Source organism: Pseudomonas sp. LB3P31 (assembly GCF_054897945.1).
This window is the reverse complement of sequence record NZ_CM142710.1, coordinates 5,137,501-5,161,292: the sequence shown is the minus strand read 5'-3', so window position 1 is coordinate 5,161,292 and position 23,792 is coordinate 5,137,501. Positions and strand designations below refer to the sequence as shown.

17 protein-coding genes and 2 rRNA genes (1 of these 19 running past the window's edge) are annotated in these 23,792 nt (G+C 60.7%); 6 read left to right on the top strand and 13 right to left on the bottom strand.

From position 1 onward, the window contains the following. The first annotated feature begins 86 nt into the window (after positions 1-86). The 3 genes from ACYZTK_RS23580 to ACYZTK_RS23570 all read left to right on the top strand — a co-directional run bounded on the left by ACYZTK_RS23580 (position 87) and on the right by ACYZTK_RS23570 (position 3,755). Entirely contained in the window at positions 87-887 is an 801-nt protein-coding gene (locus tag ACYZTK_RS23580) for a glucose 1-dehydrogenase (protein WP_462012018.1), read from the top strand. Further along, a complete protein-coding gene (locus ACYZTK_RS23575; protein ID WP_462012017.1) occupies positions 880-2,706 on the top strand; it encodes a glycoside hydrolase family 15 protein in 1,827 nt (608 codons plus the stop codon). Before ACYZTK_RS23580 ends, ACYZTK_RS23575 begins: the two co-directional genes overlap by 8 nt. 185 nt (positions 2,707-2,891) lie before the next feature. Further along, positions 2,892-3,755: an alpha/beta fold hydrolase gene (locus ACYZTK_RS23570; protein ID WP_462012016.1), complete on the top strand. Its 864-nt coding sequence runs from the start codon at positions 2,892-2,894 to the stop codon at positions 3,753-3,755. Here the strand turns inward: ACYZTK_RS23570 and ACYZTK_RS23565 are convergent. Then, entirely contained in the window at positions 3,724-4,707 is a 984-nt protein-coding gene (locus ACYZTK_RS23565; protein WP_462012015.1) for a GlxA family transcriptional regulator, read from the bottom strand. The two genes, ACYZTK_RS23570 and ACYZTK_RS23565, sit on opposite strands and share 32 nt — an antisense overlap. Positions 4,708-4,796: 89 nt before the next feature. On the opposite strand from ACYZTK_RS23565, the gene inhA reads away from it, so the two are divergent. Next, positions 4,797-5,474, top strand: coding sequence for an isonitrile hydratase (gene inhA, locus ACYZTK_RS23560; RefSeq protein ID WP_462012014.1), 678 nt, complete (start codon positions 4,797-4,799; stop codon positions 5,472-5,474). A gap of 242 nt (positions 5,475-5,716) precedes the next feature. Here the strand turns inward: inhA and ACYZTK_RS23555 are convergent, their stop codons facing one another. Continuing rightward, a complete protein-coding gene (locus tag ACYZTK_RS23555; RefSeq protein WP_462012013.1) occupies positions 5,717-6,199 on the bottom strand; it encodes an SRPBCC family protein in 483 nt (160 codons plus the stop codon). Between the two features lie 168 nt (positions 6,200-6,367). On the opposite strand from ACYZTK_RS23555, the gene ACYZTK_RS23550 reads away from it, so the two are divergent. Then, entirely contained in the window at positions 6,368-6,769 is a 402-nt protein-coding gene (locus ACYZTK_RS23550; RefSeq protein ID WP_462012012.1) for a lysozyme inhibitor LprI family protein, read from the top strand. A 108-nt stretch (positions 6,770-6,877) separates the two neighbouring features. On the opposite strand, the gene peaD is transcribed toward ACYZTK_RS23550, so the two are convergent. From peaD to peaA, 4 genes are all read right to left on the bottom strand, one after another. Further along, on the bottom strand, positions 6,878-7,996 hold the full coding sequence (peaD, locus tag ACYZTK_RS23545) for a quinohemoprotein amine dehydrogenase subunit beta (protein ID WP_462012011.1): 1,119 nt from the start codon (positions 7,994-7,996) through the stop codon (positions 6,878-6,880). Positions 7,997-8,019: 23 nt separating this feature from the next. Further along, on the bottom strand, positions 8,020-8,343 hold the full coding sequence (gene qhpC, locus ACYZTK_RS23540) for a quinohemoprotein amine dehydrogenase subunit gamma (RefSeq protein ID WP_008027961.1): 324 nt from the start codon (positions 8,341-8,343) through the stop codon (positions 8,020-8,022). A 1-nt stretch (position 8,344) separates the two neighbouring features. Further along, positions 8,345-9,775: a quinohemoprotein amine dehydrogenase maturation protein gene (gene peaB, locus ACYZTK_RS23535; protein WP_462012010.1), complete on the bottom strand. Its 1,431-nt coding sequence runs from the start codon at positions 9,773-9,775 to the stop codon at positions 8,345-8,347. Between the two features lie 86 nt (positions 9,776-9,861). Then, entirely contained in the window at positions 9,862-11,442 is a 1,581-nt protein-coding gene (peaA, locus tag ACYZTK_RS23530) for a quinohemoprotein amine dehydrogenase subunit alpha (protein WP_462012009.1), read from the bottom strand. A gap of 844 nt (positions 11,443-12,286) precedes the next feature. On the opposite strand from peaA, the gene ACYZTK_RS23525 reads away from it, so the two are divergent. Then, the gene (locus tag ACYZTK_RS23525; protein ID WP_462012008.1) at positions 12,287-13,777 is read left to right on the top strand and encodes an aldehyde dehydrogenase family protein; all 1,491 of its coding nucleotides are present in this window, start codon (positions 12,287-12,289) and stop codon (positions 13,775-13,777) included. 117 nt (positions 13,778-13,894) lie between these two features. On the opposite strand, the gene qhpG is transcribed toward ACYZTK_RS23525, so the two are convergent. From qhpG to ACYZTK_RS23490, 7 genes are all read right to left on the bottom strand, one after another. Then, positions 13,895-15,190 carry a flavin-dependent monooxygenase QhpG gene (qhpG, locus tag ACYZTK_RS23520; RefSeq protein ID WP_462012007.1) on the bottom strand — a complete coding sequence of 432 codons (1,296 nt, stop codon included), beginning with the start codon at positions 15,188-15,190 and terminating at the stop codon, positions 13,895-13,897. Beyond that, a complete protein-coding gene (gene qhpE, locus ACYZTK_RS23515) occupies positions 15,187-15,864 on the bottom strand; it encodes a subtilisin-like serine protease QhpE (protein ID WP_462012006.1) in 678 nt (225 codons plus the stop codon). The genes qhpG and qhpE overlap by 4 nt, the downstream gene beginning before the upstream one ends. Further along, entirely contained in the window at positions 15,854-17,572 is a 1,719-nt protein-coding gene (locus tag ACYZTK_RS23510) for an ABC transporter ATP-binding protein (protein WP_462012005.1), read from the bottom strand. The genes qhpE and ACYZTK_RS23510 overlap by 11 nt, the downstream gene beginning before the upstream one ends. Further along, complete coding sequence (locus ACYZTK_RS23505) at positions 17,572-19,476, bottom strand: sigma-54-dependent Fis family transcriptional regulator (RefSeq protein WP_462012004.1); 1,905 nt, start codon at positions 19,474-19,476, stop codon at positions 17,572-17,574. The genes ACYZTK_RS23510 and ACYZTK_RS23505 overlap by 1 nt, the downstream gene beginning before the upstream one ends. A 107-nt stretch (positions 19,477-19,583) precedes the next feature. Beyond that, positions 19,584-21,476, bottom strand: coding sequence for a penicillin-binding protein 2 (gene mrdA / locus ACYZTK_RS23500; RefSeq protein WP_462012003.1), 1,893 nt, complete (start codon positions 21,474-21,476; stop codon positions 19,584-19,586). Positions 21,477-21,636: 160 nt separating this feature from the next. Further along, positions 21,637-21,752, bottom strand: a 5S ribosomal RNA gene (gene rrf, locus ACYZTK_RS23495). 156 nt (positions 21,753-21,908) lie between these two features. Further along, positions 21,909-23,792: ribosomal RNA gene (locus tag ACYZTK_RS23490) — 23S ribosomal RNA — on the bottom strand (it continues 1,008 nt past the right edge of the window).

The window sequence follows — 23,792 nt, the reverse complement described above, 5'->3', positions numbered from 1 at the left end:
GCTGCGATCTTTTGATCCTGCTTCTGAACTCTTCAAGCCTGCAAATAGTCAGCTGATAAGGCCCCCAATTCAAGGCGCTAACCCTCATGCTGCTATCCCTCGACCAACAAGTCGCACTCGTCACCGGCGCCAGCTCAGGCATCGGAGCCGGCGCCGCCAAGGCCCTGGCCGCTGCCGGTGCCGCCGTGGTGCTCAACTACAATTCCCAGGCCGCCCCCGCTGAAGAGCTGGCCCGGCAGATCAATGCTGAAGGCGGTCGCGCCATTGCCATCGGCGCCGACGTGTCCAAGGAAGAAGAAGTCGAACGGCTGTTCGCGCAAACCCTCGAAGCCTTCGGCTCGCTGGATATCCTGGTGGCCAATTCGGGCCTGCAAAAAGATTCGCCGGCCGTGGACATGAGCCTCGCCGACTGGAACCAGGTGATCGGCGTTAACCTCACCGGGCAGTTCCTGTGCGCCCGCGCCGCCCTGCGGGTTTTCAATCGCCAGGGCATTCGCCAGGGCGTGTCCCGGGCAGCCGGCAAGATCATTCACATGAGCTCGGTGCACCAGCGCATTCCGTGGGCCGGTCATGTCAATTACGCCGCGTCCAAGGGCGGCATCGACATGCTGATGCAGACCCTAGCCCAGGAAGTCAGCCACCAGCACATCCGCATTAACGGCATTGCTCCCGGAGCCATTCGTACTGCGATCAATCGTGCTGCTACCGAGGGCGATGCCGCGCAGGAACTGCTCAAACTCATTCCCTATGGCCGCATCGGTGACGTCGAGGATATCGCCAATGCGGTGGTCTTTCTCGCCTCCGACGCCTCCGACTATATCGTCGGCACCACGCTGTTCATCGACGGCGGCATGAGCCTCTATCCGGAGTTTCGCGGCAATGGCTGATCATCACCCTGAACGACAGAGCGCCATCGACGCCCACGGCATCATCGGTGACATGCGCAGCGCCGCCCTGGTCAATGACCGAGGCAGCGTGGATTTTTTCTGCTGGCCGGAATTCGACAGCCCATCGATCTTCTGCTCGCTGCTGGATACCCCTGAGGCTGGCATTTTTCAGCTGTCGCCGGACTTGCCGGATGCGCGCCGCGAGCAGATCTACCTGCCGGACACCAACGTCCTGCAAACCCGCTGGCTCAGTGATCGCGCGGTGGTCGAAGTCACCGACCTGCTGCCAATCGGCGACAGCGAAGACGACCTGCCGGTGTTAATGCGCCGGGTGCGGGTAGTCAGCGGCCAGGCGACTTTTTATATGCGTTGCGCAGTGCGCCATGACTACGCGCGCGCCAACACCCGCGCGCGCATGGATGATCAGGACGTGGCGTTCGAAGCCGCCGACCAGCCTGCCCTGCGCCTGTCGTCAGATCAGCCTATGCGCGTCGAAGACGATGCCGCAGTGGCCCAGTTCACACTGGAACAGGATCAGAGCGCGCAATTCCTGCTCGGTGGCCTGGACGATCCGCGCTTCAAGAAAGGCGCTGCGGACATGTGCATGCAGCGCACCCTGAAATTCTGGCGTGACTGGAGCAGCCAGTCCAACTATCGCGGGCGCTGGCGGGAAATGGTCAACCGTTCGGCCCTGGCGCTGAAGCTGCTGACCTCGCGCAAGCATGGTGCGATTCTCGCGGCCGCCACGTTCGGCCTGCCGGAAACCCCCGGTGGCGAGCGCAACTGGGATTATCGCTACACCTGGATCCGCGATGCTTCATTCACCGTCTATGCGTTCATGCGACTGGGGTTTGTCGAAGAGGCCAACGCCTACATGGGCTGGTTGCGTGGGCGGGTCAGCGATTGCCGCGGCAAGCCGATGAAACTCAACATTCTCTACGCCGTCGACGGTCGCCAGGAACTCCCGGAATCCGAACTGCCGCACCTTGCCGGTCACGGTGGTGCGACGCCGGTGCGGATCGGTAATCAGGCCTACGAACAGGTGCAGCTGGATATTTTCGGCGAGTTGATGGACGCGGTGTATCTGGTCAACAAATACGGCGATGCCATTTCCCATGAGGGCTGGAAGCATGCCGTGGAGGTGGTCGACCAGGTGTGTGAGAACTGGCAACAGAAGGACGTCGGCATCTGGGAGATGCGCGGCGAGCAGCATCACTTTTTGCACTCGCGGCTGATGTGCTGGGTCGCCGTCGACCGGGCCATCCGCCTGGCCTCCAAGCGCTCATTGCCCGCGCCATTTGCCCGCTGGGATGAGACTCGACAGGCGATCTACGCCGACATCTGGAACAACTTCTGGGATGAAGAGCGCGGGCATTTCGTCCAGCATACTGGGGGTACTGCGTTGGATGGTTCGATGCTGTTGATGCCCCTGGTGCGTTTCGTCAGCGCCAAGGATCCGCGCTGGCTTTCAACCTTGCAGGCGATCGAGAAAACCCTGGTGCGTGACGGGATGGTTTACCGCTATCGCAACGAGGACGCCGGCATTGACGGCTTGGCAGGTACTGAAGGCGCGTTTGCGGCGTGCTCGTTCTGGTACGTCGAATGCCTGGCCCGGGCCGGCCAGGTGGAAAAGGCGCATCTGGAGTTCGAACAGTTGCTGAGGTACGCCAATCCGCTGGGGTTGTACGCCGAAGAGTTCGACAGCCGCGGGCGACACCTGGGTAATACGCCCCAGGCGCTGACGCATCTGGCGCTGATCAGTGCGGCGAGTTTTCTGGACCGGAAGTTGAGTGGGGAGAAGAATTTCTGGCAGCCTTGATGCCGCAAGAATCTTCCGGATTCACGCCGTACTTGTAGGAGCTGCCGAAGGCTGCGATCTTGCTCTTGAAAACAAAGATCAAAAGATCGCAGCCTACGGCAGCTCCTACAGGGGAATCGCGGGGGGATCTAAATTGTGGAGGTTTCTGCGTGACGGGTCATCCAATCCAATTCACCCGAACATCAATGCTCACCCTCGCCTATGAAGAACACGGCCCAACCAGCGGCGATCCGGTCATTCTGCTGCACGGCTTTCCCTACTCACCGCGCGCTTATGACCAGATAGCTCCAGTACTCGGCGCGCATGGCTATCGGGTCATCGTGCCCTACCTGCGCGGTTACGGGCCGACCCGTTTCAACAGTCCGGATACCCCGCGCTCCGGCCAGCAGGCGGCCCTCGCCCAGGATCTGCTGGACCTGATGGACTCGCTCGGGATGCAACAGGCGGCGCTGTGCGGGTATGACTGGGGTGGACGGGCGGCGTGCATCGTTGCGGCGTTGTGGCCGCAGCGGGTTCGATGCCTGGTGACTGGCGACGGTTACAACCTGCAGGACATCCCCAACTCGGTGCAGCCGCTGGATCCGGCAACGGAACATCGCCTCTGGTATCAGTATTACTTCCATACCCCACGCGGCGTCGAAGGCTTGAGCCGCAACCGGCGGGAGTTGTGCGAGCTGCTCTGGCGCCTGTGGTCGCCGACCTGGGCCGAGGGCCCGGCGTTGTACCCGCTAAGTGCACCGGCCTTTGATAACCCGGACTTTGTCGAAGTGGTGATCCACTCCTACCGGCACCGGTTCATGTACGCCGCTGGCGATCCGGCACTGGAGTGGATGGAACAGGCGCTGACCCTCCAGCCGCCCATCAGCGTTCCCACGGTCTCACTGTGCGGCGCCGACGATGGTGTGGGGCCGGCGCCGCAGTTTGATGAGGACCTGGAGCATTTTACCGGTCACTACGAGCGGCGGGTTTTGCCGGGCGTCGGTCACAACATTCCTGAAGAGGCACCCGAAGCGACGCTCAAGGGATTGCTGGATCTGTTGCAGCGCTGACGCTGAAGCGCTCGCGATAGGCTTGTGGTGTTACTCCCAGCGCCCGCAGGAAACTGCGCCTGAGGGTTTCTTCGCTGCCAAATCCGCATTGCCCCGCCACGCGCTTGATCGGCACTGCGGTGTCGCTGAGCAAGCGGCGCGCCGTTTCCACCCGAATCAGTTCGATGGCCCGGGCGGGGGTCTGGCCGGTGTCGGCGCGGTAGTGCCGGACAAAGCTGCGCTCGCTCATGCCGGCTTGGGCGGCGAGCGTCGGAATACCCAAGTCGAGGGCAAGGTTTTCGCTGATCCAGGCATGAAGTTCGTCGAACCGGCCAGCTTCTTTTTGCAGTGACAGGGTAACGCTGAATTGCGACTGGCCGCCCGGACGCTTGAGAAACACCACCAGCTGCCGGGCGACTTCCAGGGCCATGTTGCGGCCGAGGTCCTGCTCGACCATGGCCAGCGCCAGGTCGATGCCGGCGGTGACACCTGCCGACGTCCAGACCGGGCCGTCGTTAATGAAAATCGGGTTGGGTTCGACCCGCAGGCGCGGATTTTCCCGGGCCAGCTGCTCGCAACGGGTCCAGTGCGTGACCACCCGCCGACCATCGAGCCAGCCACTGGCTGCCAGCAAAAACGCTCCGGTACACACCGACGACACCCTGCGGCATCGCGCCCCCTGCGCGCGCACCCAGCTCACCAGCACCTGGTCCTGCGCCGCTTCGTACACGCCCCAGCCACCAGCGATGATCAACGTATCGCTGGCCATTTCAGGCAGCGGCTCGGCCAGCAGCGCCAATCCCGCCGAGGACATGACCGCCCCGCCGCCGCTGGCGATCACCGTCGGCGCGTAGGGTGCTGGCAGCCCCTGCAGGCCAGCGATGTCATTGGCGGAAGCGAACACCTGCAGCGGCCCGGTGACGTCCAGCAGTTGCACCTTGGCAAACGCGAGTACATAGATGACTTTGGGCATATTGGCGTGATTCGTGGGGTGATTGGCGTATGCGCCATATCCTGGACGTCTAGAGTGAAGTCGTCCACTCACTTCATGAGAAAAACACCATGACGTTGCAGATCGGTTTTCTGTTGTTCCCCCAGGTGCAGCAACTGGACCTGACCGGGCCCTATGACGTGCTGGCTTCGCTGCCGGATGTGCAGGTGCACCTGGTCTGGAAAGACCTGGCGCCAGTCACCGCCAGTACCGGGCTGGTGCTGCAACCGACCACTACATTCGAGGATTGTCCGGCGCTGGATGTGATCTGCATTCCCGGTGGCAGCGGAGTCGGGCCGTTGATGGAGGATGAGGTGACGCTGGCGTTCATCAAGGCCCATGCGGCCACTGCACGCTACGTGACTTCGGTGTGCACGGGTTCGCTGGTACTCGGAGCGGCGGGCCTGCTCAAGGGCAAGCGCGCCACTACCCACTGGGCCTATCACGAGTTGCTCAAGCCATTCGGCGCGACCCCGGTGCAGGATCGGGTGGTGCGCGATGGCAATCTGTTCACTGGGGGCGGGATCACCGCCGGAATCGATTTTGCCCTGACGCTGGCAGCGGAATTATTTGATGAGGACACGGCGCAGCTGGTGCAGTTGCAGCTGGAATATGCTCCCGCGCCGCCATTTACCTCGGGTAGCCCGGACACTGCGCCGGCTGCTGTTTTGGAGGAGGCGCGCCAGCGGGCAGCGCATTCGCTGGCGCAACGGGCTCTGATAGCGGAGCGGGCAGCGGCCAGGTTGTAAAAAACATGGGCGAAAAAAAACCCGCCGAAGCGGGTTTTCCCAAGACCATGTCGACTCCCTGTCGATAGCGTTCCGTGCTGATGGTCGATCGTCCCTGATCCCGAAGCACTTCCTGTGCCTCGGTTGATGTGGTCAGAATACGCATCGGATCCAATGTGTAACAGACGATATCGCTACCATCGCGTGTAAGACATTCGCTATACCTGCACTTCCGGAAGCCCTGAATCCCTCAACGATTACTCTTACTGGCGATCGTGCGTCTTGTCACTGGTCTTGAGAAATTCTTCAATATTGTTCATCTGCTCGTCCCAGCCGCGGCTGTCCATGCGGAAAGCCTTGAGGCGACGCTCCTGAGGAATATGGTCGAAGCCGGATTCCGTGACCGTGAGCAGCGTGCCGTCATCCATATCTTCCAGCTCGAACAACACCAGGGTGGTGGGTTCCTGGGAGTAGTCGATGTTCGGTTCCACCGCGTAGGGGTGCCAGCGGAATGAAAACTTGCGCTCCGGCTCAACCCGCTCCACGAGTACGTTCCACAACAGGTGTTCATAACCGGGATAGGTAATCTGCCCTTGGGTCCACTCACCGGCAACAAAACGCTTGCCCTCCAGTGAGACGCCGAACCACTGTCCAAAGGCTTCGGCATGGGCTATTACGCGCCAGACCTGGGAGCGCGGGGTCCTGAGCAGGATTTTCCTTACGATGCGATCTGATGCTGGGTTCATATGTCACCTCCTGTAATGAACAGTAGGCCTGTAAGACCACAAGACCAACCCTAAAGTTGTACCAAGCGGGCGGTCTTATCAACCTTTGATGAACATCTGGCTGACAACTGCCTTCGCCAGGGTTCGCTACACTGCCCTTCACTTTCAGCGGTCTAAGCGAGAACTTCCATGCACGCACGCTTTCTCCTGGCGATGACGCCACTGCTTTTTACCTCCGCTGTAATGGCTGCCGACTGCGATAAAGCTACCGATCAAGCCTCGATGAACCAGTGCGCTGCGCAGCAGAGCAAGGCGGCGGACAAGGAGTTGAATGCGCTGTACCAGCAGATTACCGCGCGGCTGAAGAGCAATCCGGACCGCAAGAAGCTGTTGATTGGTGCGCAGCGCTCATGGATTGCGTTTCGGGATGCGGAGTGCAAGTTTTCTGCATCGGGGGTGGACGGGGGGAGTGTTTATCCGCTGATTTACGGTAATTGCGTTACTGAGCTGACTTTGGCGCGGGTGGAGACTTTCAAGAATTATTTGAAGTGCCAGGAGGGGGATATGAGTTGTCCGGTTCCGGGGCAGTGAGTTTTTGGGCGCATTCAGGGGCCTCATCGCGAGCAGGCTCACTCCTACAGGTCTCTCCCACAGGTGAGCAACCTGTGGGAGCAAGGCTTGCCCGCGATGGCGTGCGAACTAGCGGGTAAATATCTGCGCAGTGGTAATCGCCATATCCCCACCCGGCAACTTGATGCTGCCAATCTGCTTCATGGTCTCGGGATCGAAGATCGCCACGTCGTTGAACGTCCCCGCCAGGTAAATCTTGCTACCGTCCTTGTTGAAGGAAATGCAGTAGTAGGAATGATCAAGCGTCGCCGCCTGAAGCATTTTCTTCTCCTTGATGTCGTACTTGGCCAGGCGGTTGAGCACCCCGAACATCAGGTTCGGATCCTTCGGCGAGCGCATGCCGCTGAAGTAGATTTCGGTCAGCGGGCCAAAGTCGGTGGTTTCGGTTTTGCCAGTTTTCAGGTCGACGCTGAATAGCCCGTAGAGGTATTCGGCTGTAGCCGGGTCCTGTTTCTTGTCCTTGAACTTCGCGGCGGTGTACAGCAGCGAAAAATCATGACGGTAGGTCTGCTGGTTCCACACGTAGAGCACGTCCGGCGCGCTGTAGTTGGCGCGTTTCCAGTGGCGACTGGGGATCAGCACGTCAAACTTGCCGGTGTTCACATCGACCTTGTAGATATCCGCCCCAGCCACATACAGGGTGCCATAGTCGCCACTTTGCATGATGGTCAGCTGGCGTGGCGCCGGGAAGCTGCGCACGGGCTTGGCCGCCATTGCGCCATCGGTGGCGTACACATCCAGCCGCGGTTGCTGCACCTCGTAGCGATCGTTGAGCATCAGGGTCGGGTTGGCAATGGTGAACAGTTCCTTGCCATCATGACTCAGGGTGAAGGCGAACATCGACTTGGCTTTCTCCCCCGGCTTCTGGGTGATGCTGGCGTGGAACACCTGTTTGCAGTTGTCCAGCTCGACGCCATAGATATCCGCGTAATGGTTGTTCAACACGTAGGCGGTCTTGCGGTCCGGCGACAGTTGCACGCTGCCGGGACCGAAGGCGTCGGGCATCTTGCAGGTCTTCAACAGGGTGTCGGTAGCCAGGTCGATGACGTGCAGGTTGTTCGGGTAATTGGTGGTCACCATGTATTCGTGACCGTTCTGCAGAGCGGTGTTTTCATCGGCCAGTACAGTGAACGAACAGGCGCTCAGGGCGGCGAACGCGGCCAGGCCGCAGGCATTGATGCTAGGCATGCTGAAATCCTTCTGTGAGCCGATCACTTGTCTTTTGGAAAGACAGTCCCGAGGTTGCGCCAGTTGTCGTTGGACGCCTGGGCATCCTTGTTCCAGTCCGGGTAGGTACTCATCATGTCGGGCACCTGGGCCGGCCACCAGCACGGGTCGGAACAGCCATAGAGGTCGGCCTCCATCGGCTGGCACAGCGACGACACACCGCCGAAGGCGTCGATCTCCCAGCCCGGGTCGGTGGTCGAGGCGCAGCCGGCGACGGAACTCATCGCCACCACTTCTTCGATGCGGTTTTCTGCTGCGGCTTCGTCGAGTTTCAGCGCTTTATTATTGATTGCCTTTAAATGCTTCATATCAGTGAGCCTTGCGCGGAGTGATGTAGCTGCTGATAAACGCAGGGTTGTGGGCCATGATCCGGGTGTAGACCTCGATGCCGAAGTCAACCCAGTCACGCATCAGTTCGCAATAGTGATAGGTCGGGTGGGTCGGGTCGCCATAACGGGCATAGCTCTCGTGGTAGCAGCCGCCGGAGCACAGGTTGCGGATCTGGCAGTCTTCGCAGCCAGTGTTGGTTCGGTCCAGGCGCTGGGACAGGAAGTCGTTCAATTCCACCTGTTTGACGCCGCTGTGGACGTTGCCGAAGGTCGGCAGGCTCGAACCGGTGAAGCGGTGGCACAGGTTCAGTTCGCCCTTGTGATCCACCGCCAGCATTTTCAGGCCCGCGCCGCATGGCAGGGCTTTCTTGTGCCCTTCGTGGATGTCGGTGATCAACTGGTGCAGGTTCGAGAAGCCGATGTTGCGATGCTCCAGCGCCGCGTCCAGATAACGTCGACCAAGCTTTTTCATGTTGGCGAAGACTTCGATCAGTTCGTCGCTGGTCAGGTTGAAGGTACTGATGTCGCCGGAGGTCACGGGGGCAAAACCGACTTCGGCAAACCCCAGTTCGTTGAACAGGTGATCCCAGATGGTTTCAACGTCGGTGACGCCGGTGGTCAGGGTCACTCGTGCGCCAACCGGACGGCTGTTGTAGCGCGACAGCAGCATCTCGGCCTTGCGCCGCACCACATCGTAGGTGCCCTGCCCGCCCACAGTGATGCGATTGCGGTCGTGCACGGTTTTTGGTCCGTCGATACTCACCGACAAACCGAAACGGTGGGCATTGAGATAGTCCACGGTGTCTTCGGTCAGCAGCGTGGCGTTGGTGGTCATGACAAATTCGACGAACTTGCCGGCCTCGCGAAAACGCTTCTCACAGTAATCGACCATGTACTCGATCAGCTTGCGATTGCTCAGCGGTTCACCGCCAAAAAACACCACGGTAAAACGTTCTTCGTCCGGGGATTCGCGCAGCAGCATTTCCACCGAGGCCACAGCCGTCTCGACTTCCATCTTCTTGCCTGCAGACGGCTTGTCCAGGTCTTCCTTGTAGCAGTAGGTGCAGCTCAGGTTGCAGCCGGTGTTGACGTTGAGCACCACGGTATTGATGGCGGTGCGCTCGACCCGTTTGGTGCCGATGTCCGGAGTCAGCGGCGAGCCGTCGCTGACCAGTTCCAGGGACATCAGCTCGCGCAGGGTCTCGGTGATTTCTTCACCATTGAAGCGCGTGGCGAGGCGCTGGATCAGGTCGTCGGACGAGCAGCCGGGGCCGCGCAGCGTGTCGATGATGGTGCCGGTCAGTTCATCGCTGGCAAACAGCGAACTGCTGGGAATGTGGAACAGCATGCGGTCGGCGTCGACGTGCACTTCGTGCAGGTTTCGCTCGACCAGATTCAAGATAGCGCCCATTGCAAACCTCCTGTGCAGACCCCGCCTGGCGGGGCCTGCGGTCATTCCGGAAAAATTTATGAAGCCGTTGGCTCACGTTTTCAAAATCATGGAATGGGTGGATTGTTCCAGCGCTGCACGGTGACGATCATCTGGCCTTCGCCGGTGAGGGATTTCCCTGCATCGTCGACGGCGGCGATCACCTTGAGGTTGCCGGCGTTGTTGGTGGACATTTTGCGCAGCGGGTTCGGCCCGGCATCGCCCGGTGTGAATACGCCGCTGTCGGCCTGCATAGTGCCGGCGAACTTGACGTCTTCGTCTTCCCTGGCGCGGTCGTCAAAAGGTGCGACCGACCACTGCGCCGGGAATATGCCGATGCGATACGGTTTGCCATCAGCCGCTTTACCCCAGGCTTCGGCATCGAAACGACCCTGGACTTTCGGCGTCGATCCACCGCCCTCGCCAATCCGCGCCACCGAGAACTCGGGCACGACCTTGACCTCGGCAATCTTGCTGTAGACCGACAGTGTCGGGCCTTTCAGGGTGCCGACGGTGACGTTGCGCAGACCCGGCTGGGCGTTGGCTGCAGCCTTGAGTTTTACCCTGATTTTGTCGGGGCTCTGCTCGACGACTTCGAGCACTTCCACGCCGTTGCCGAAGTTCGGCTTGCCGCTGAGGCCGCTGCCGATCAGCGTTACTTCGGTCTCGGTGCCGGCCTTGAGGTAACCCGGCTGAACTGCCAGCAAGCGATTGCTACCCTGCTTGGCGGCGACAAAATCCAGGCCGCGCTCATCGTGCTCAGCCTCGAACATCCGGCCCTGCATCGCATTGCCTTGCGCGGCGAATACCTGGCGCATGGTCACGCCGTCGATGGTCACGTTGCCGCGCCATTCATAGCCGGTGTAGAGGATCGCACTGCCGTCGCCGTTGAACGGGCTGCCATCGGCGTACTGACCTTTGACACTGACCTTGAAGGTGTCGCCGGCATCGGCTGTCACGCTCATGACGCCGGCCAGTTCGCCCTTGCCAGGCAGGTGACCGCTGAAGCTCCAGTCACCGACGAACGCCTCGGCCTTGGGTGCGCTGTCCTGCCATTTTTTCCAGGCTGGATTGTCCAGCGGATAACGCTTGGCCAACAGCGGCACCATGTCCTTGCGCGCGAGGTCGAACCAGTCGCGATCGCGGGACAGGGCCTGGTATTCCAGCGACGGCCACTGGCCGAGATGGAAGTTCACCAGGCGCTCCCACTCCTGCGCCGGTCGCCGCTGCAGGGCAACTCGGGCACCGGAGTGGCATCGGCCGCACATCTGGCTGGTCTGGTCGTCGAACTTTTCGACGGTGTTGAGCCGGCGTTCCAGCGCATAGCGCACTCCGTCGGTTTCGCTCGGCGCCAGGCCCTGGGTGTCGGCCAGGTATTTGACCAGGGTGCGGCGGTCGTCATCGCTGATCTGCAAGCCGTGCATGGTCTGCATGCGGGCGATGCTCATCAACCAGCCTTCCGGGGTTTTGCGTTGGTGGCTGATGCGGCTCAGGGCGTTATCGGCTTCGGGGGTATGACAGCCCTGACACGTTTCCTTGAGGATGGTCGGGGCGTCGCGGGCTGCCAGGCTTTGGGGGGAATGCAGCGCCATACAGGCGGCTACGGCCAGCAAGCTGGCGCTCATGCCTGATCGGAGTTTTCTCTTCATCAACGTCGAACCTCGCACGGTGCTTTCTTATTTTTGTGGCTTATCGTTTTGGTGGTTTCTGCCGTTGGCGCCGGGCGCTTACGGGGGCAGGAGAAACGTCTGCGATGAGCAATACACGGAGCGTGCCAGCTTGGTAAATTCGCTATTAATCAATGGATTGGTGATGTAGGAAGAGATTTTTTGAATGGGGTTCTTGCACTTGCACGTTTAATTTCGCGACAAGTGTTGCACTGTGAGACAAGCATAGGTGAGGGGGTGGGTGGGTGCACTGTGGAAGGATGTATGACACCTGTGGGAGCAGGCACACCCCCGTGGGACCAGTTGCACTCTGTGGGAGCAAAGCTTGCTCGCGATGGCGGCTTGCGGTGTACATATCCGTTTCTGCGGCCACGGCTTCTATTGGTTTCGCCCTTACGGCGAGTCACTTGGAACAGCCCCAAGTAACCAAGGGCTCTTTGCCCCACCACTCGGCACCTCGCCCAGGCTCGGTGTGCCCTCACTCCGGCATTGCTCCGCGGGCCGCCGCGAAGGCCCATCCATGGGCCAGCGTGGTTAACGGGGCGTCCGCGATCAACGGCTGGACCGTGGCGGCCTTAGGGCCGACCAAGGCATCGAGCGGGCGCGCTTCGCTGATTTGCCGTGCACACGTTCTGAATCCTCCCCTGTAGGAGCTGCCGAGTGCAACGAGGCTGCGATCTTTTGATCTTCAATGTCTCACTTTGCGACAGGCCCCACCCTCTCCACATCCTGCGAATACCCCAAAACCCCTCTAAACACCGACATCCCCCAAACTGGCACAACCGTTGCGAAGGACCTCGCCACACGAACAAGACGAGGTTTCACCATGTCGCTTCCTGATCTGCTTCCTGCCACTTCGGCGTTTATCCAGCGTGCTCCGCGCATGCTCATTGGTGGTGACTGGGTCGAGGCCGCAGACGGCCAGACCATGCCCCTGCACAACCCGGCCACCGGCGAAGTGTTGTGCGTAGTGCCCCGGGCCACGCCCGACGATGTCGATCGTGCGGTACTCGCTGCCCGTCAGGCATTCGATGATTCGGCATGGACTCACACTCGGCCCCGGGAGCGGCAGAATCTGTTGTGGAAACTGGCTGACCTGATGCAGCGGGAAGCCCAGTTGCTGGCGCAACTGGAGTGCCTGAACAACGGCAAAAGCGCTGCGGTTGCCCAGGTGATGGACGTGCAGCTGGCCATCGACTTCCTGCGTTACATGGCCGGCTGGGCGACCAAGATCGAAGGCTCCAGCGTTGAAGTGTCGTTGCCGTTGATGCCCAACGACCAATTCCACAGCTTCATCCGTCGCGAAGCGGTAGGCGTGGTTGGCGCTATCGTTGCCTGGAACTTCCCGCTGTTGCTCGCCTGCTGGAAACTCGGCCCGGCCCTGGCGACAGGTTGCACCGTGGTGCTCAAGCCGGCGGACGAAACCCCGCTGACCGCCCTGAAGCTCGCAGAGCTTGTGCTGGAGGCGGGTTACCCTGAAGGCGTATTCAATGTGGTCACCGGCACGGGGATCACCGCTGGGTCGGCGTTGACTCACAACCCGCTGGTGGACAAGCTGACCTTCACCGGCTCTACCGCGGTGGGCAAGCAGATCGGCAAGATTGCCATGGACTCCATGACCCGAGTGACCCTGGAATTGGGTGGTAAATCGCCGACCATCGTGATGGGCGATGCCGACCTGAAGAGCGCAGCAGCCGGTGCCGCCAGTGCGATTTTCTTCAATCAGGGCCAGGTGTGCTGCGCCGGCTCCCGGTTGTATGTGCAGCGCAAGCATTTCGACAATGTGGTGGCGGACATTGCCGACATCGCCAATGCCATGAAGCTCGGCAATGGTCTTGATCCGTCGGTGGACATGGGCCCGTTGATCTCCGCGCGCCAGCAGGAACGGGTGTACGGCTACATTGAAAAAGGCCGGGAAAGCGGCGCGACGATTGCCTGTGGTGGCGAGCAGTTTGGGCCGGGGTTTTTCGTCAAGCCGACGGTGATCGTCGACGTCGACCAGCAGCACTCGCTGGTGCAGGAGGAGATTTTCGGCCCGGTGCTGGTGGCGATTCCCTTCGATGACGAGGCCGATGCGTTACGCATGGCCAATGACAGTCCATACGGGCTGGGGGCGAGTATCTGGTCGAATGACCTGGCAGCGGTGCACCGGATGATCCCGCGCATCAAGTCGGGCTCGGTCTGGGTCAATTGCCACAGCGCGCTGGACCCGGCGTTGCCGTTTGGTGGGTACAAGATGTCCGGGGTTGGGCGGGAGATGGGGTATGCGGCGATTGAGCATTACACGGAGTTGAAGTCGGTGTTGATCAAGCTTTGATTGTTGGCGCTCTCACGGGCGCCATCGCGAGCAGGCTCACTCCTACAGGGTGCTGGACGCATACCACTGTAGGAGTGAGCCTGCTCGCGATGGGGCCAGCCGGGGCACCAAAAAATATCAGGGCTTGAAGCCCTGTGCCAACAGCCACCCCCGAACCACCCGCCCCTGCTCCACCGACAACCCCGCCAGCACCTGCCCCGCAGGCTCAACCCGCAAACGCCGCACCAGCGGCGCCAGCTCCACCCCATGCACATGCCAGATCCCCAGCGGCTGATCCAACGTGATCACCACCTCGGCCTCGTCGACAAATCCATCCTTGAGCACCGGCGCACGCTCGATTGTCAGCGCACTGAAATTCGCTTCAGCATGCGCCACCTGCGCATCCGGCCAATTGCGCCGCGCCTGCCAGAATGGCTGATCCAGCCAGCGCTGCTCATCGGCATAAAAATCCCGGCCGATTCGCGCAAAACGCAGGAACAACTGCTCCACCCGCTGCTGGTGAAACCGCTGCGCCAGCGCTGCCCGCTCGGGTTTGCGCAGCAATGTATTGATCACCGTGGGCGCCTGCAGGGCTGAAGACAGCGACTGGAAAATCCCGTTGCCCGACAACGGATCCACCGCCATCGCCGCGTCGCCAATACGAATCCAGTTATCGCCGCACACCTGCGGGCTGAGAATTGCCGTGCTGCTGCGCGCGTGCAGCTGCAGATCGCTCTCTGGCTCCAGGCTGAAAAACGCCCGGGCCAATGCTGAAGCGCCACGGCGCTGACGACAGTAATCGAGCAACTGGGCCTTGCCGGGCAAGCCGGCACTGGCGACATCCACGGTCCACTGCCAATAGCAGTGACCGTCTGCCCGCCGTGCCATCCAGGCCCAGCCATCCGCCAGGCTCTCCACGGCGCTGGCGGTGTGCCCCGGCGGGCCTTGCCAGCGATTGAGCAGGCTGACCGTTTCAGGACCGCGCAGGCCTTTGCCGAGGGCTGGGGCCTGACGACCGCGAGCTTCCACGAGAAAATCCGCCGCCAACGCCTCGCGGCCTTCGAGTTCGATCAAATGCCCGGCGACTGAGGTTCTGACCGTCAGCACTCGACCTTCGATCAGCTCCACGCCTGCCAAGCGCAAATCCTCGCGCAAGCCGCGATCAAAGCGGGGACGATCGAGCAGATACTCGATGTTCTGCGCATGCTGCTGGCCGTTCCACGACACCTGCCGCTGGGAAGGCAAGGCCGCGTCCGCCAGGGCCTGGTACAGACCCGCGCCATGCAAGGCCTCGAGCACTCTGACAGAGACCCCTTCCAGCGCCGCAAAGCGCCGCCATTCGCTGACCAGTGTCACCGGATAACCGAGTCGGCGCAGGCCCAATGCAACCGCCGCCCCCGCCGGCCCCGCGCCCAGCACGACAATCGACTTCATGCGCCCGTGCGCCGTTCAGGGCCACGATAACGGGCGTTTTCTTGCAGCCAACGGACAACCTGCGCATTGCTGGCCCGGGGTTGTTCTACCAGAAAGCTCGCGATGTGCCCGCTCAGTGCCGCGCATCCGAGGCTGGCGCCGGACTGCCCCGGATAGGTGCCATGCACACAGGCCGCGAAATCTGCCTGGGCGCTGTCGAGCCAGGACCATTCGTGTTCGGCGCAGCGGGCGTCGCCGGTGACCCGCAACACCTGGGGATAATTGGCCGGAAATACACCCTCGCCCTGGGCCGGGCTGGACGCACAGAGCAGCACACCCCGCGCGATCGCCGAGGCGCAGGCCTCACGCAACAGGATGCGGTCCTGGCGCAGGCCGAGGCTCAAGTTGATCAACCGCACGTCCTGCGCCACCAACCAGTCGATGGCCGTGGCAATCTGCAAGGCGCTGGTCACTCCACGCTGGTCGAACACCTGGGACACGCAAAATACCGCCACCGGCGCCCGTCGGCCGATGGCTTCGATGACAGCACTGCCGTGCCCCAGGGCATCGTGGTCCAGGTCACCTTCAGCCAGTCCATCGCCCAGCAACGAGAAGCGTCGTCCGGCGATCACCTGCACCTGTTGCGCCACGGAATGTCCGCTGTCGACCACGCCAACCCGCAGTTCAGGCTTCATGCAACACCGTATTCGAAGTCAGCACGCCGTCCAGCAACTCGAAGCGCAGATCGGCATCGGCCAGGGTCGAGGGGCGATGGCTGATGAGGATGCGTGTGCGCCCGGCAAACAGTCGGTCGATGGCCTCAATGACCTCGCGCTCGGTGGCTTCATCCACCGCCGAGGTCGCTTCATCCAGCACCAGGATCAGCGGGTCCTGCAGCAAGGCCCGGGCGATGGCGATGCGCTGTTTCTGTCCGCCGGACAACTGCTGGCCACGTTCGCCCAAGGGGCTGTCGAGGCCTTCAGGCAAGGAGGCGATCAGACTGTCGAGTTGTGCCAGGCGCGCGACTTCGGCGATCGATTCGCGACTGGCGTCTGGCACCGCATACGCCAGGTTATCGGCCAGGCTGCCGCGAAACAGCACGATGTCCTGGCTGACCACTGCGATACGCCGACGCAGCTGGAACAGGTCCAGTTCGCGCAAGTCAACCTCCCCCAGTAGGACCCGGCCAGACTGTGGATCGTGGTGCCGTTGCAGCAAGTCGATCAGGGTCGACTTGCCCACGCCCGAGCCGCCGCTGAGGGCCACTTTCAGACCATAAGGAATTCTCGCTTCGATACCGCGCAAGGTGGTCGGGCGCCCGGGGTGGCTGAAATGCACGTTGTCGAAACGCAGCTCGCCGCTGCCTGGCATCGGTTGCGGCATGGTGGGGGTGAGGACGGTAGGCTGTTCACCGCGCAGTTCCATCACCCGCCCGAGGCTGACGGTCATGCGTTGAATCGCCACATACAGCCCGAGCAGGCTCTGCACAGGCCCGACGGCCATGCCCAGGTAGGTGGAAAAAGCGATTAGTGCGCCCAGTTGCCAGGTGCCCTGCACTACCCAATAGCCGCCAATCAGAAACGCACAGGCGCGGGATAATGAAGTCAGGGTACCGGGCACCGCCTGGGTGAAAAACTCGGTGACTTGCAGGCGCAGCAGCTGGCTCATGTAGCCCTGTCCGAGGCTCTCCAGACGGCGCGATTCACGCTGTTGCTGGCCAGCGGACTGGATGAATTTCATCACCGGCAGCGTCTCGACCAAGAACGACGACATGTCCGCCGAACGCTCGCGCAACTGCCGCACATCGCGCTCGACCTTGCGGCGCATCCAGCGCAACCACAGGACATCCAGGGGAATCAGCACCAGCGCCAGCAGCGAGAGTTTCCACGACAGGGTCAGCAGCATGGCCACGGCGCACACCAGCCCGATCACGCTCGACACCGCCGAGAACAGCGAGTCCACGGCGAAGCGCTGGATCTCCGCGACATCGCCGTCAAGGCGCGACATCAGGTCTCCGATGCGCCGCTGGCCATAGAAGCTCGGCGACAGAGTTTGCAGATGCCGATACAGGTCATCGCGCAGGGCAAACAGAATCCGCCCCGACAACCGCGTATGCAGGTAGCGGTTGATCCCCGAGAGCGCCGTGCCCAACAACCCGGCGACAATCATCAGGCCGGCAATCAGCACCAGCATGGAAAAATCTCGGGCCAGCAGGCCGTCGTCGATCAGCAGCTTGGTCAGCCAGGGTTGCACCAGTACCAGCAGCGAGGCGCACACCGACAGACCAAGCAAGCCGCCAATGGCCAGACGATGCGGGCGCACAAAACTGTAGAGCCAGCGCAAGGCGGCTTGCAGGGCTTCTGGGTTGGGGCTGTCGATCAGCCGGACGATCAGGCGCTGCATCACGGACGCAACTGTTTGAGCTTGCGATACAGGGTCGCGCGGCTGATACCCAGGGCGTCGGCAGCGGCCGAGACGTTGCCCTGATGATGGTCCAGGGACTGGCGGATCAACTCCAGCTCATTCTCGCGGATACTGCCGGAGGCAGGCCGTTCGCTGGCGTTCAATTCATCGAGCATGCTGTCGGGCAGATGGTCGAGGGTCAGCACGCTGTCGCGCGGTTCACGCATGGCCAGCGCCGTACGCAGGACCATTTCCAGTTGGCGGATGTTGCCCGGCCAGTGGTAACCGGCGAGCAGACGGTTGAGGTTGTCATGCAGGAGCATGCCGGGCGCGTCGAGTTTGCCGAGCAAGCGCTCGATCAGCGCGCTGAAATCCTCCCGCTCGCGCAAGGCTGGAAGCATCACGCTGATACCGTTGACGCGGTAGAACAGGTCTTCACGAAAGTGCTTGTCTTCGACCAGTCGCTTGAGATCGCGGTGGGTGGCGCAGATCAGCGCAACGTCGATGTCCTGTTCTTCGCCGGCCCCCAGTGGTGCCACCTTGCGGTCCTGCAGCACCCGCAGCAGGCGGGCTTGTAAGGCCAGCGGCATGTCGCCGATCTCGTCGAGGAACAGTGTACCGCCGTGGGCCTGCTGCAGGCGTCCGACCATGCCGCCTCGACGTGAGCCAGTGAACGCGCCTTCGCGATAGCCGAACAATTCCGACTCAATCAGGCCTTCGGGAATCGCTGCGCAATTGACCGCAACGAAGGGTTTGTCGCAGCGACTACCGGCCATGTGCAAAGCGCGGGCAATGACTTCCTTGCCGGTACCGGTTTCGCCCAGCAGCAGCACCGGAAGCTCGTTGGCCAGGCCTTGACGCGCCATGCGCAAGGCCCGGGCGTAGCGCAGATTGCTGCCGGCCAGGGACTCGAGATCGGGTTGTGGCTTGGCCATCTTGGCCGTGCTGCGCGGCGGTGTGCTGACGTTGATCGAACGTTGCGGCGCGCGCAGGGTTTTATAGAAAAATTCGCCTTTGGCGGTCTGCAAACTGCCGACGCCACCTTGCTGCAGGCGGGGCAGCAGCTGCAGTCCGTCAACCCCGAGAAACTCTTCGCAGCGACGACCGACCAGCGCCGCTCGTTCGGCATGCAGCAACTGGCAGGCCTGGGCATTGACCGCGAGAATCTGCCCGCCAAGGCTCACTGCCAACAGGCCTTGCCAAGGGGATTCGAGGTACTGCCGACGGCTGTGGAAAGCCAGGACGATTTCGTCCGGGTAACTGGCGTTGAACACCCGGCTTTCGATCTGGCTGACCGCCATTGCCAGCAGTGCGGTGCTGTCGTGGACGCGGCCCAGGGGACCTTCGCGGGTCAGATCGAGCACCCCCAGAATGTCGCCTTGGGGGCAGTAAATCGGTACCGAGGTACAGGAAAAATCGGTCAGTCGATCGAGGTAGTGTTCGCCGCAATCGATCATCGTCGCCCGGGATTCCACCAGGGCAGTGCCCAGCGCATTGGTACCGCGAGCGGCTTCGCTCCAGCAGGCGCCGAGGGTGATGTCTTGCAGGCCGCTGCCCTTGAGGCGATCGGCGCGGCCTTCGACGGCGAGGATGGTGGCGTCGGAATTGGCCAGGATGATCAGCCCTTCCTTGCCCTGGCGCTCGGCCAGGTAATCGATGGCCGGCAGCGCCGCATCGATCAGCAACCGGTTGCTCGCCAGCAGCACATCCAGGCTCGCACTCGATTCCAGTGCCAGCTCATGTTTGCCATTGAAATGCACGCCATGGCCGAGACTGCGCCGCCACGATGCATCGATCTCCGCACGCAATACGCCATCCGGCACTTCGCCTTCCAGATGCAATTTTTCCCGGGCCAGCCGGGCTTCGCGATGCAGCTGGGGAGTGGTTGTTTTTATTAGCGTCATCAAGCGCTCCGGTTCGGTCCGCTTTGCGCCTTTTTCAAGTTCAGCGCCCTGGCGTAATCTTTACGTTAACGTCAGGGCGATGGCAAGTGCCTTATGGCGCTTGCAAGTCAGACATGCGGATTGCCCGGGACTTTGCTCGGCGTGGCGTACTGCGGCTTCAGGTGGCCGTCCTGGTCGAGCAACCAGGCGTCCATGATCTGACGCACTACAGGACCTGCGACTCGACCGCCCGCCTCGCCGTTTTCGATCATCACCGAGACGACGATCTTCGGATGCTCAGCTGGAGCAAAACCGACGAACAGGGCGTTGTCGCGGTTGCGTTCCAGGGTCTTCGCGCGGTTGTAGCGCTCGCCCTGCTTGATGGCCACCACCTGCGCCGTGCCGCTCTTGCCGGCGATGCGGTATTGCGCACCGGCAGCGGCGGCCCGGGCAATGCCTCGCGCATCGTGCATGACCATCTGCATGCCGTGGTTGACCTGCTCCCAGTCCCGGGGGTCCTTGAGCAGGATGTTCGGCATCGGGTGTTCGTCCACTGGTGCGACACCGTCCACGCTTCGCGCCAGGTGCGGACGGTTCCATACACCTTTGTTGGCGATCAGTGCAGTGGCCTGGGCCAGTTGCAGCGGCGTGACCTGCATGTAGCCCTGGCCAATCCCGAGAATCACCGTCTCACCCGGGAACCACGGCTGGCGACGCGTGGCGCGCTTCCAGGCCTGGGATGGCATGAGCCCGGCGGACTCTTCGAACATGTCCAGCGAGACCTTCTCACCGAGTCCGAACATCGCCATGTAATCGTGCAGGCGATCGATGCCCAGCTTGTGGGCCAGGTCGTAGAAGTAGGTGTCGTTGGAGCGCATGATCGCCGCGTCCATGTCTACCCAGCCGTCGCCGCTGTGGTTCCAGTTGCGGTATTTGTGATCGAAGTCAGGGAGCTGGTAGTAGCCGGGGTCGAATACCCGGGTCTGCGCAGTGACCACGCCGGCATCCAGCCCGGCGATCGCCACTTCCGGCTTGATGGTCGAACCTGGGGCGTACAGCCCGCGCAGCACGCGGTTGAACAGGGGTCGGTCGATGGAGTCGTGCAGCGCAGCGTATTCCTTGAAGCTGATCCCGGTGACAAACAGGTTGGGATCGAAGCTGGGCTTGCTGACCATGGCCAGCACTTCGCCGGTCGAAGGATCAAGCGCAACCACCGAACCGCGGCGATCACCCAACGCTTGTTCGGCGGCTTCCTGCAGTTTCACGTCGAGGCTCAGGACGATGTTTTTGCCGGGGATCGGATCGGTGTGCTTGAGGACCCGCAAGACCCGGCCCTGGGCATTGGTTTCGACTTCTTCGTAGCCCACGTGGCCGTGCAGCTGCGACTCGTAAAATTTCTCGATGCCGGTTTTGCCGATCGATTGGGCACCCCGGTACTCAACCGTATCGAGCGCCTTGGATTCCTTCTCGTTGATTCTTCCCACGTATCCGATGGAGTGCGCGAAGTGGGCGCCCATGGGGTAATGACGCACGAACTGCGGTTCGACATCGATGCCCGGCAGGCGAAACTCATTAACCGCGAGCACGGCGATTTGTTCTTCGGTGAGCTCGTAGAACAGGGTAACCGGCACGAACGGATGCCGTGCCTGCTTCATCGCCTTGTCGAACAAGCTGCGGTCTTCGGCGGGAAGGTGCAGGAGGTTGACTACCTGATCCAGCTCGTCGTTGACGTCGCTGGCACGCTCGCGAGTGATGGTCAGGTTGAAGCTTGGGCGGTTGTCCGCCAGGACCACACCGTTGCGATCGTAAATCAAACCGCGGGTTGGTGTAATCGGCAGGACGTGGACGCGGTTGTTTTCCGAGATCGTCGAGTGGTAATCGAACTCGAGCACTTGCAGGACATAAAGACGCACTACCAGCGCGCAGGTGATCGCCACAACGAACAAGGCGCAAGCCATCAGTCTCTTGTTGACCAGGCGCGTCTCTTTTTCGTGGTCCTTGATCGGTATAGGTTGGGGCATTTCTGCAGGAGCTCTATGGATATGAAAAAAGCGCCGGTCCATAGGCCTTGATAGCAGTCCCTTGAAAACGAGGTGCACCATAGCAAAAACCGCCGAGGATTTCTCGCGGACAAAAACAAAACCCCTACCTGCATACGCAGATAGGGGTTTCGGAATTTAATCTTGACGATGACCTACTCTCACATGGGGAAACCCCACACTACCATCGGCGATGCATCGTTTCACTGCTGAGTTCGGGATGGGATCAGGTGGTTCCAATGCTCTATGGTCGTCAAGAAATTCGGGTACCGAATCGTGGCCAGCTGGCCGCGCTTCAGCAAAGTGGGTATGTGATAGCTGTCGGTGTTTAGTGAGCATCGAACTTTCGGTTCATTGCGTCTTCACACACCGCAATCTGATGCTCTTTCGAGAAGCAAATTGCTTGGGTGTTATATGGTCAAGCCTCACGGGCAATTAGTATTGGTTAGCTCAACGCCTCACAGCGCTTACACACCCAACCTATCAACGTCGTAGTCTTCGACGGCCCTTCAGGGGACTCAAGGTCCCAGTGAGATCTCATCTTGAGGCTAGTTTCCCGCTTAGATGCTTTCAGCGGTTATCTATTCCGAACATAGCTACCCGGCAATGCCACTGGCGTGACAACCGGAACACCAGAGGTTCGTCCACTCCGGTCCTCTCGTACTAGGAGCAGCCCCTCTCAAATCTCAAACGTCCACGGCAGATAGGGACCGAACTGTCTCACGACGTTCTAAACCCAGCTCGCGTACCACTTTAAATGGCGAACAGCCATACCCTTGGGACCGGCTTCAGCCCCAGGATGTGATGAGCCGACATCGAGGTGCCAAACACCGCCGTCGATATGAACTCTTGGGCGGTATCAGCCTGTTATCCCCGGAGTACCTTTTATCCGTTGAGCGATGGCCCTTCCATACAGAACCACCGGATCACTAAGACCTACTTTCGTACCTGCTCGACGTGTCTGTCTCGCAGTCAAGCGCGCTTTTGCCTTTATACTCTACGACCGATTTCCGACCGGTCTGAGCGCACCTTCGTACTCCTCCGTTACTCTTTAGGAGGAGACCGCCCCAGTCAAACTACCCACCATACACTGTCCTCGATCCGGATAACGGACCTGAGTTAGAACCTCAAAGTTGCCAGGGTGGTATTTCAAGGTTGGCTCCACGCGAACTGGCGTCCACGCTTCAAAGCCTCCCACCTATCCTACACAAGCAAATTCAAAGTCCAGTGCAAAGCTATAGTAAAGGTTCACGGGGTCTTTCCGTCTAGCCGCGGATACACTGCATCTTCACAGCGATTTCAATTTCACTGAGTCTCGGGTGGAGACAGCGCCGCCATCGTTACGCCATTCGTGCAGGTCGGAACTTACCCGACAAGGAATTTCGCTACCTTAGGACCGTTATAGTTACGGCCGCCGTTTACCGGGGCTTCGATCAAGAGCTTCGCGTTAGCTAACCCCATCAATTAACCTTCCGGCACCGGGCAGGCGTCACACCCTATACGTCCACTTTCGTGTTTGCAGAGTGCTGTGTTTTTAATAAACAGTCGCAGCGGCCTGGTATCTTCGACCGGCATGAGCTTACGGAGCAAGTCCTTCACCCTCACCGGCGCACCTTCTCCCGAAGTTACGGTGCCATTTTGCCTAGTTCCTTCACCCGAGTTCTCTCAAGCGCCTTGGTATTCTCTACCCAACCACCTGTGTCGGTTTGGGGTACGGTTCCTGGTTACCTGAAGCTTAGAAGCTTTTCTTGGAAGCATGGCATCAACCACTTCGTGTTCTAAAAGAACACTCGTCATCAGCTCTCGGCCTTAGACTCCCGGATTTACCTAAGAGTCCAGCCTACCACCTTAAACTTGGACAACCAACGCCAAGCTGGCCTAGCCTTCTCCGTCCCTCCATCGCAATAACCAGAAGTACAGGAATATTAACCTGTTTTCCATCGACTACGCTTTTCAGCCTCGCCTTAGGGACCGACTAACCCTGCGTCGATTAACGTTGCGCAGGAAACCTTGGTCTTTCGGCGTGGGTGTTTTTCACACCCATTGTCGTTACTCATGTCAGCATTCGCACTTCTGATACCTCCAGCAAGCTTCTCAACTCACCTTCACAGGCTTACAGAACGCTCCTCTACCGCATCACCTAAGTGATACCCGTAGCTTCGGTGTATGGTTTGAGCCCCGTTACATCTTCCGCGCAGGCCGACTCGACTAGTGAGCTATTACGCTTTCTTTAAAGGGTGGCTGCTTCTAAGCCAACCTCCTAGCTGTCTAAGCCTTCCCACATCGTTTCCCACTTAA

Coding starts and splice junctions, on each gene's coding strand:
- ACYZTK_RS23580 (WP_462012018.1), top strand. CDS start 87: ATGCTGCTATCCCTCGACCAACAAGTCGCACTCGTCACCGGCGCCAGC.
- ACYZTK_RS23575 (WP_462012017.1), top strand. CDS start 880: ATGGCTGATCATCACCCTGAACGACAGAGCGCCATCGACGCCCACGGC.
- ACYZTK_RS23570 (WP_462012016.1), top strand. CDS start 2,892: ATGCTCACCCTCGCCTATGAAGAACACGGCCCAACCAGCGGCGATCCG.
- ACYZTK_RS23565 (WP_462012015.1), bottom strand. CDS start 4,707: ATGCCCAAAGTCATCTATGTACTCGCGTTTGCCAAGGTGCAACTGCTG.
- inhA (WP_462012014.1), top strand. CDS start 4,797: ATGACGTTGCAGATCGGTTTTCTGTTGTTCCCCCAGGTGCAGCAACTG.
- ACYZTK_RS23555 (WP_462012013.1), bottom strand. CDS start 6,199: ATGAACCCAGCATCAGATCGCATCGTAAGGAAAATCCTGCTCAGGACC.
- ACYZTK_RS23550 (WP_462012012.1), top strand. CDS start 6,368: ATGCACGCACGCTTTCTCCTGGCGATGACGCCACTGCTTTTTACCTCC.
- peaD (WP_462012011.1), bottom strand. CDS start 7,996: ATGCCTAGCATCAATGCCTGCGGCCTGGCCGCGTTCGCCGCCCTGAGC.
- qhpC (WP_008027961.1), bottom strand. CDS start 8,343: ATGAAGCATTTAAAGGCAATCAATAATAAAGCGCTGAAACTCGACGAA.
- peaB (WP_462012010.1), bottom strand. CDS start 9,775: ATGGGCGCTATCTTGAATCTGGTCGAGCGAAACCTGCACGAAGTGCAC.
- peaA (WP_462012009.1), bottom strand. CDS start 11,442: ATGAAGAGAAAACTCCGATCAGGCATGAGCGCCAGCTTGCTGGCCGTA.
- ACYZTK_RS23525 (WP_462012008.1), top strand. CDS start 12,287: ATGTCGCTTCCTGATCTGCTTCCTGCCACTTCGGCGTTTATCCAGCGT.
- qhpG (WP_462012007.1), bottom strand. CDS start 15,190: ATGAAGTCGATTGTCGTGCTGGGCGCGGGGCCGGCGGGGGCGGCGGTT.
- qhpE (WP_462012006.1), bottom strand. CDS start 15,864: ATGAAGCCTGAACTGCGGGTTGGCGTGGTCGACAGCGGACATTCCGTG.
- ACYZTK_RS23510 (WP_462012005.1), bottom strand. CDS start 17,572: ATGCAGCGCCTGATCGTCCGGCTGATCGACAGCCCCAACCCAGAAGCC.
- ACYZTK_RS23505 (WP_462012004.1), bottom strand. CDS start 19,476: ATGACGCTAATAAAAACAACCACTCCCCAGCTGCATCGCGAAGCCCGG.
- mrdA (WP_462012003.1), bottom strand. CDS start 21,476: ATGCCCCAACCTATACCGATCAAGGACCACGAAAAAGAGACGCGCCTG.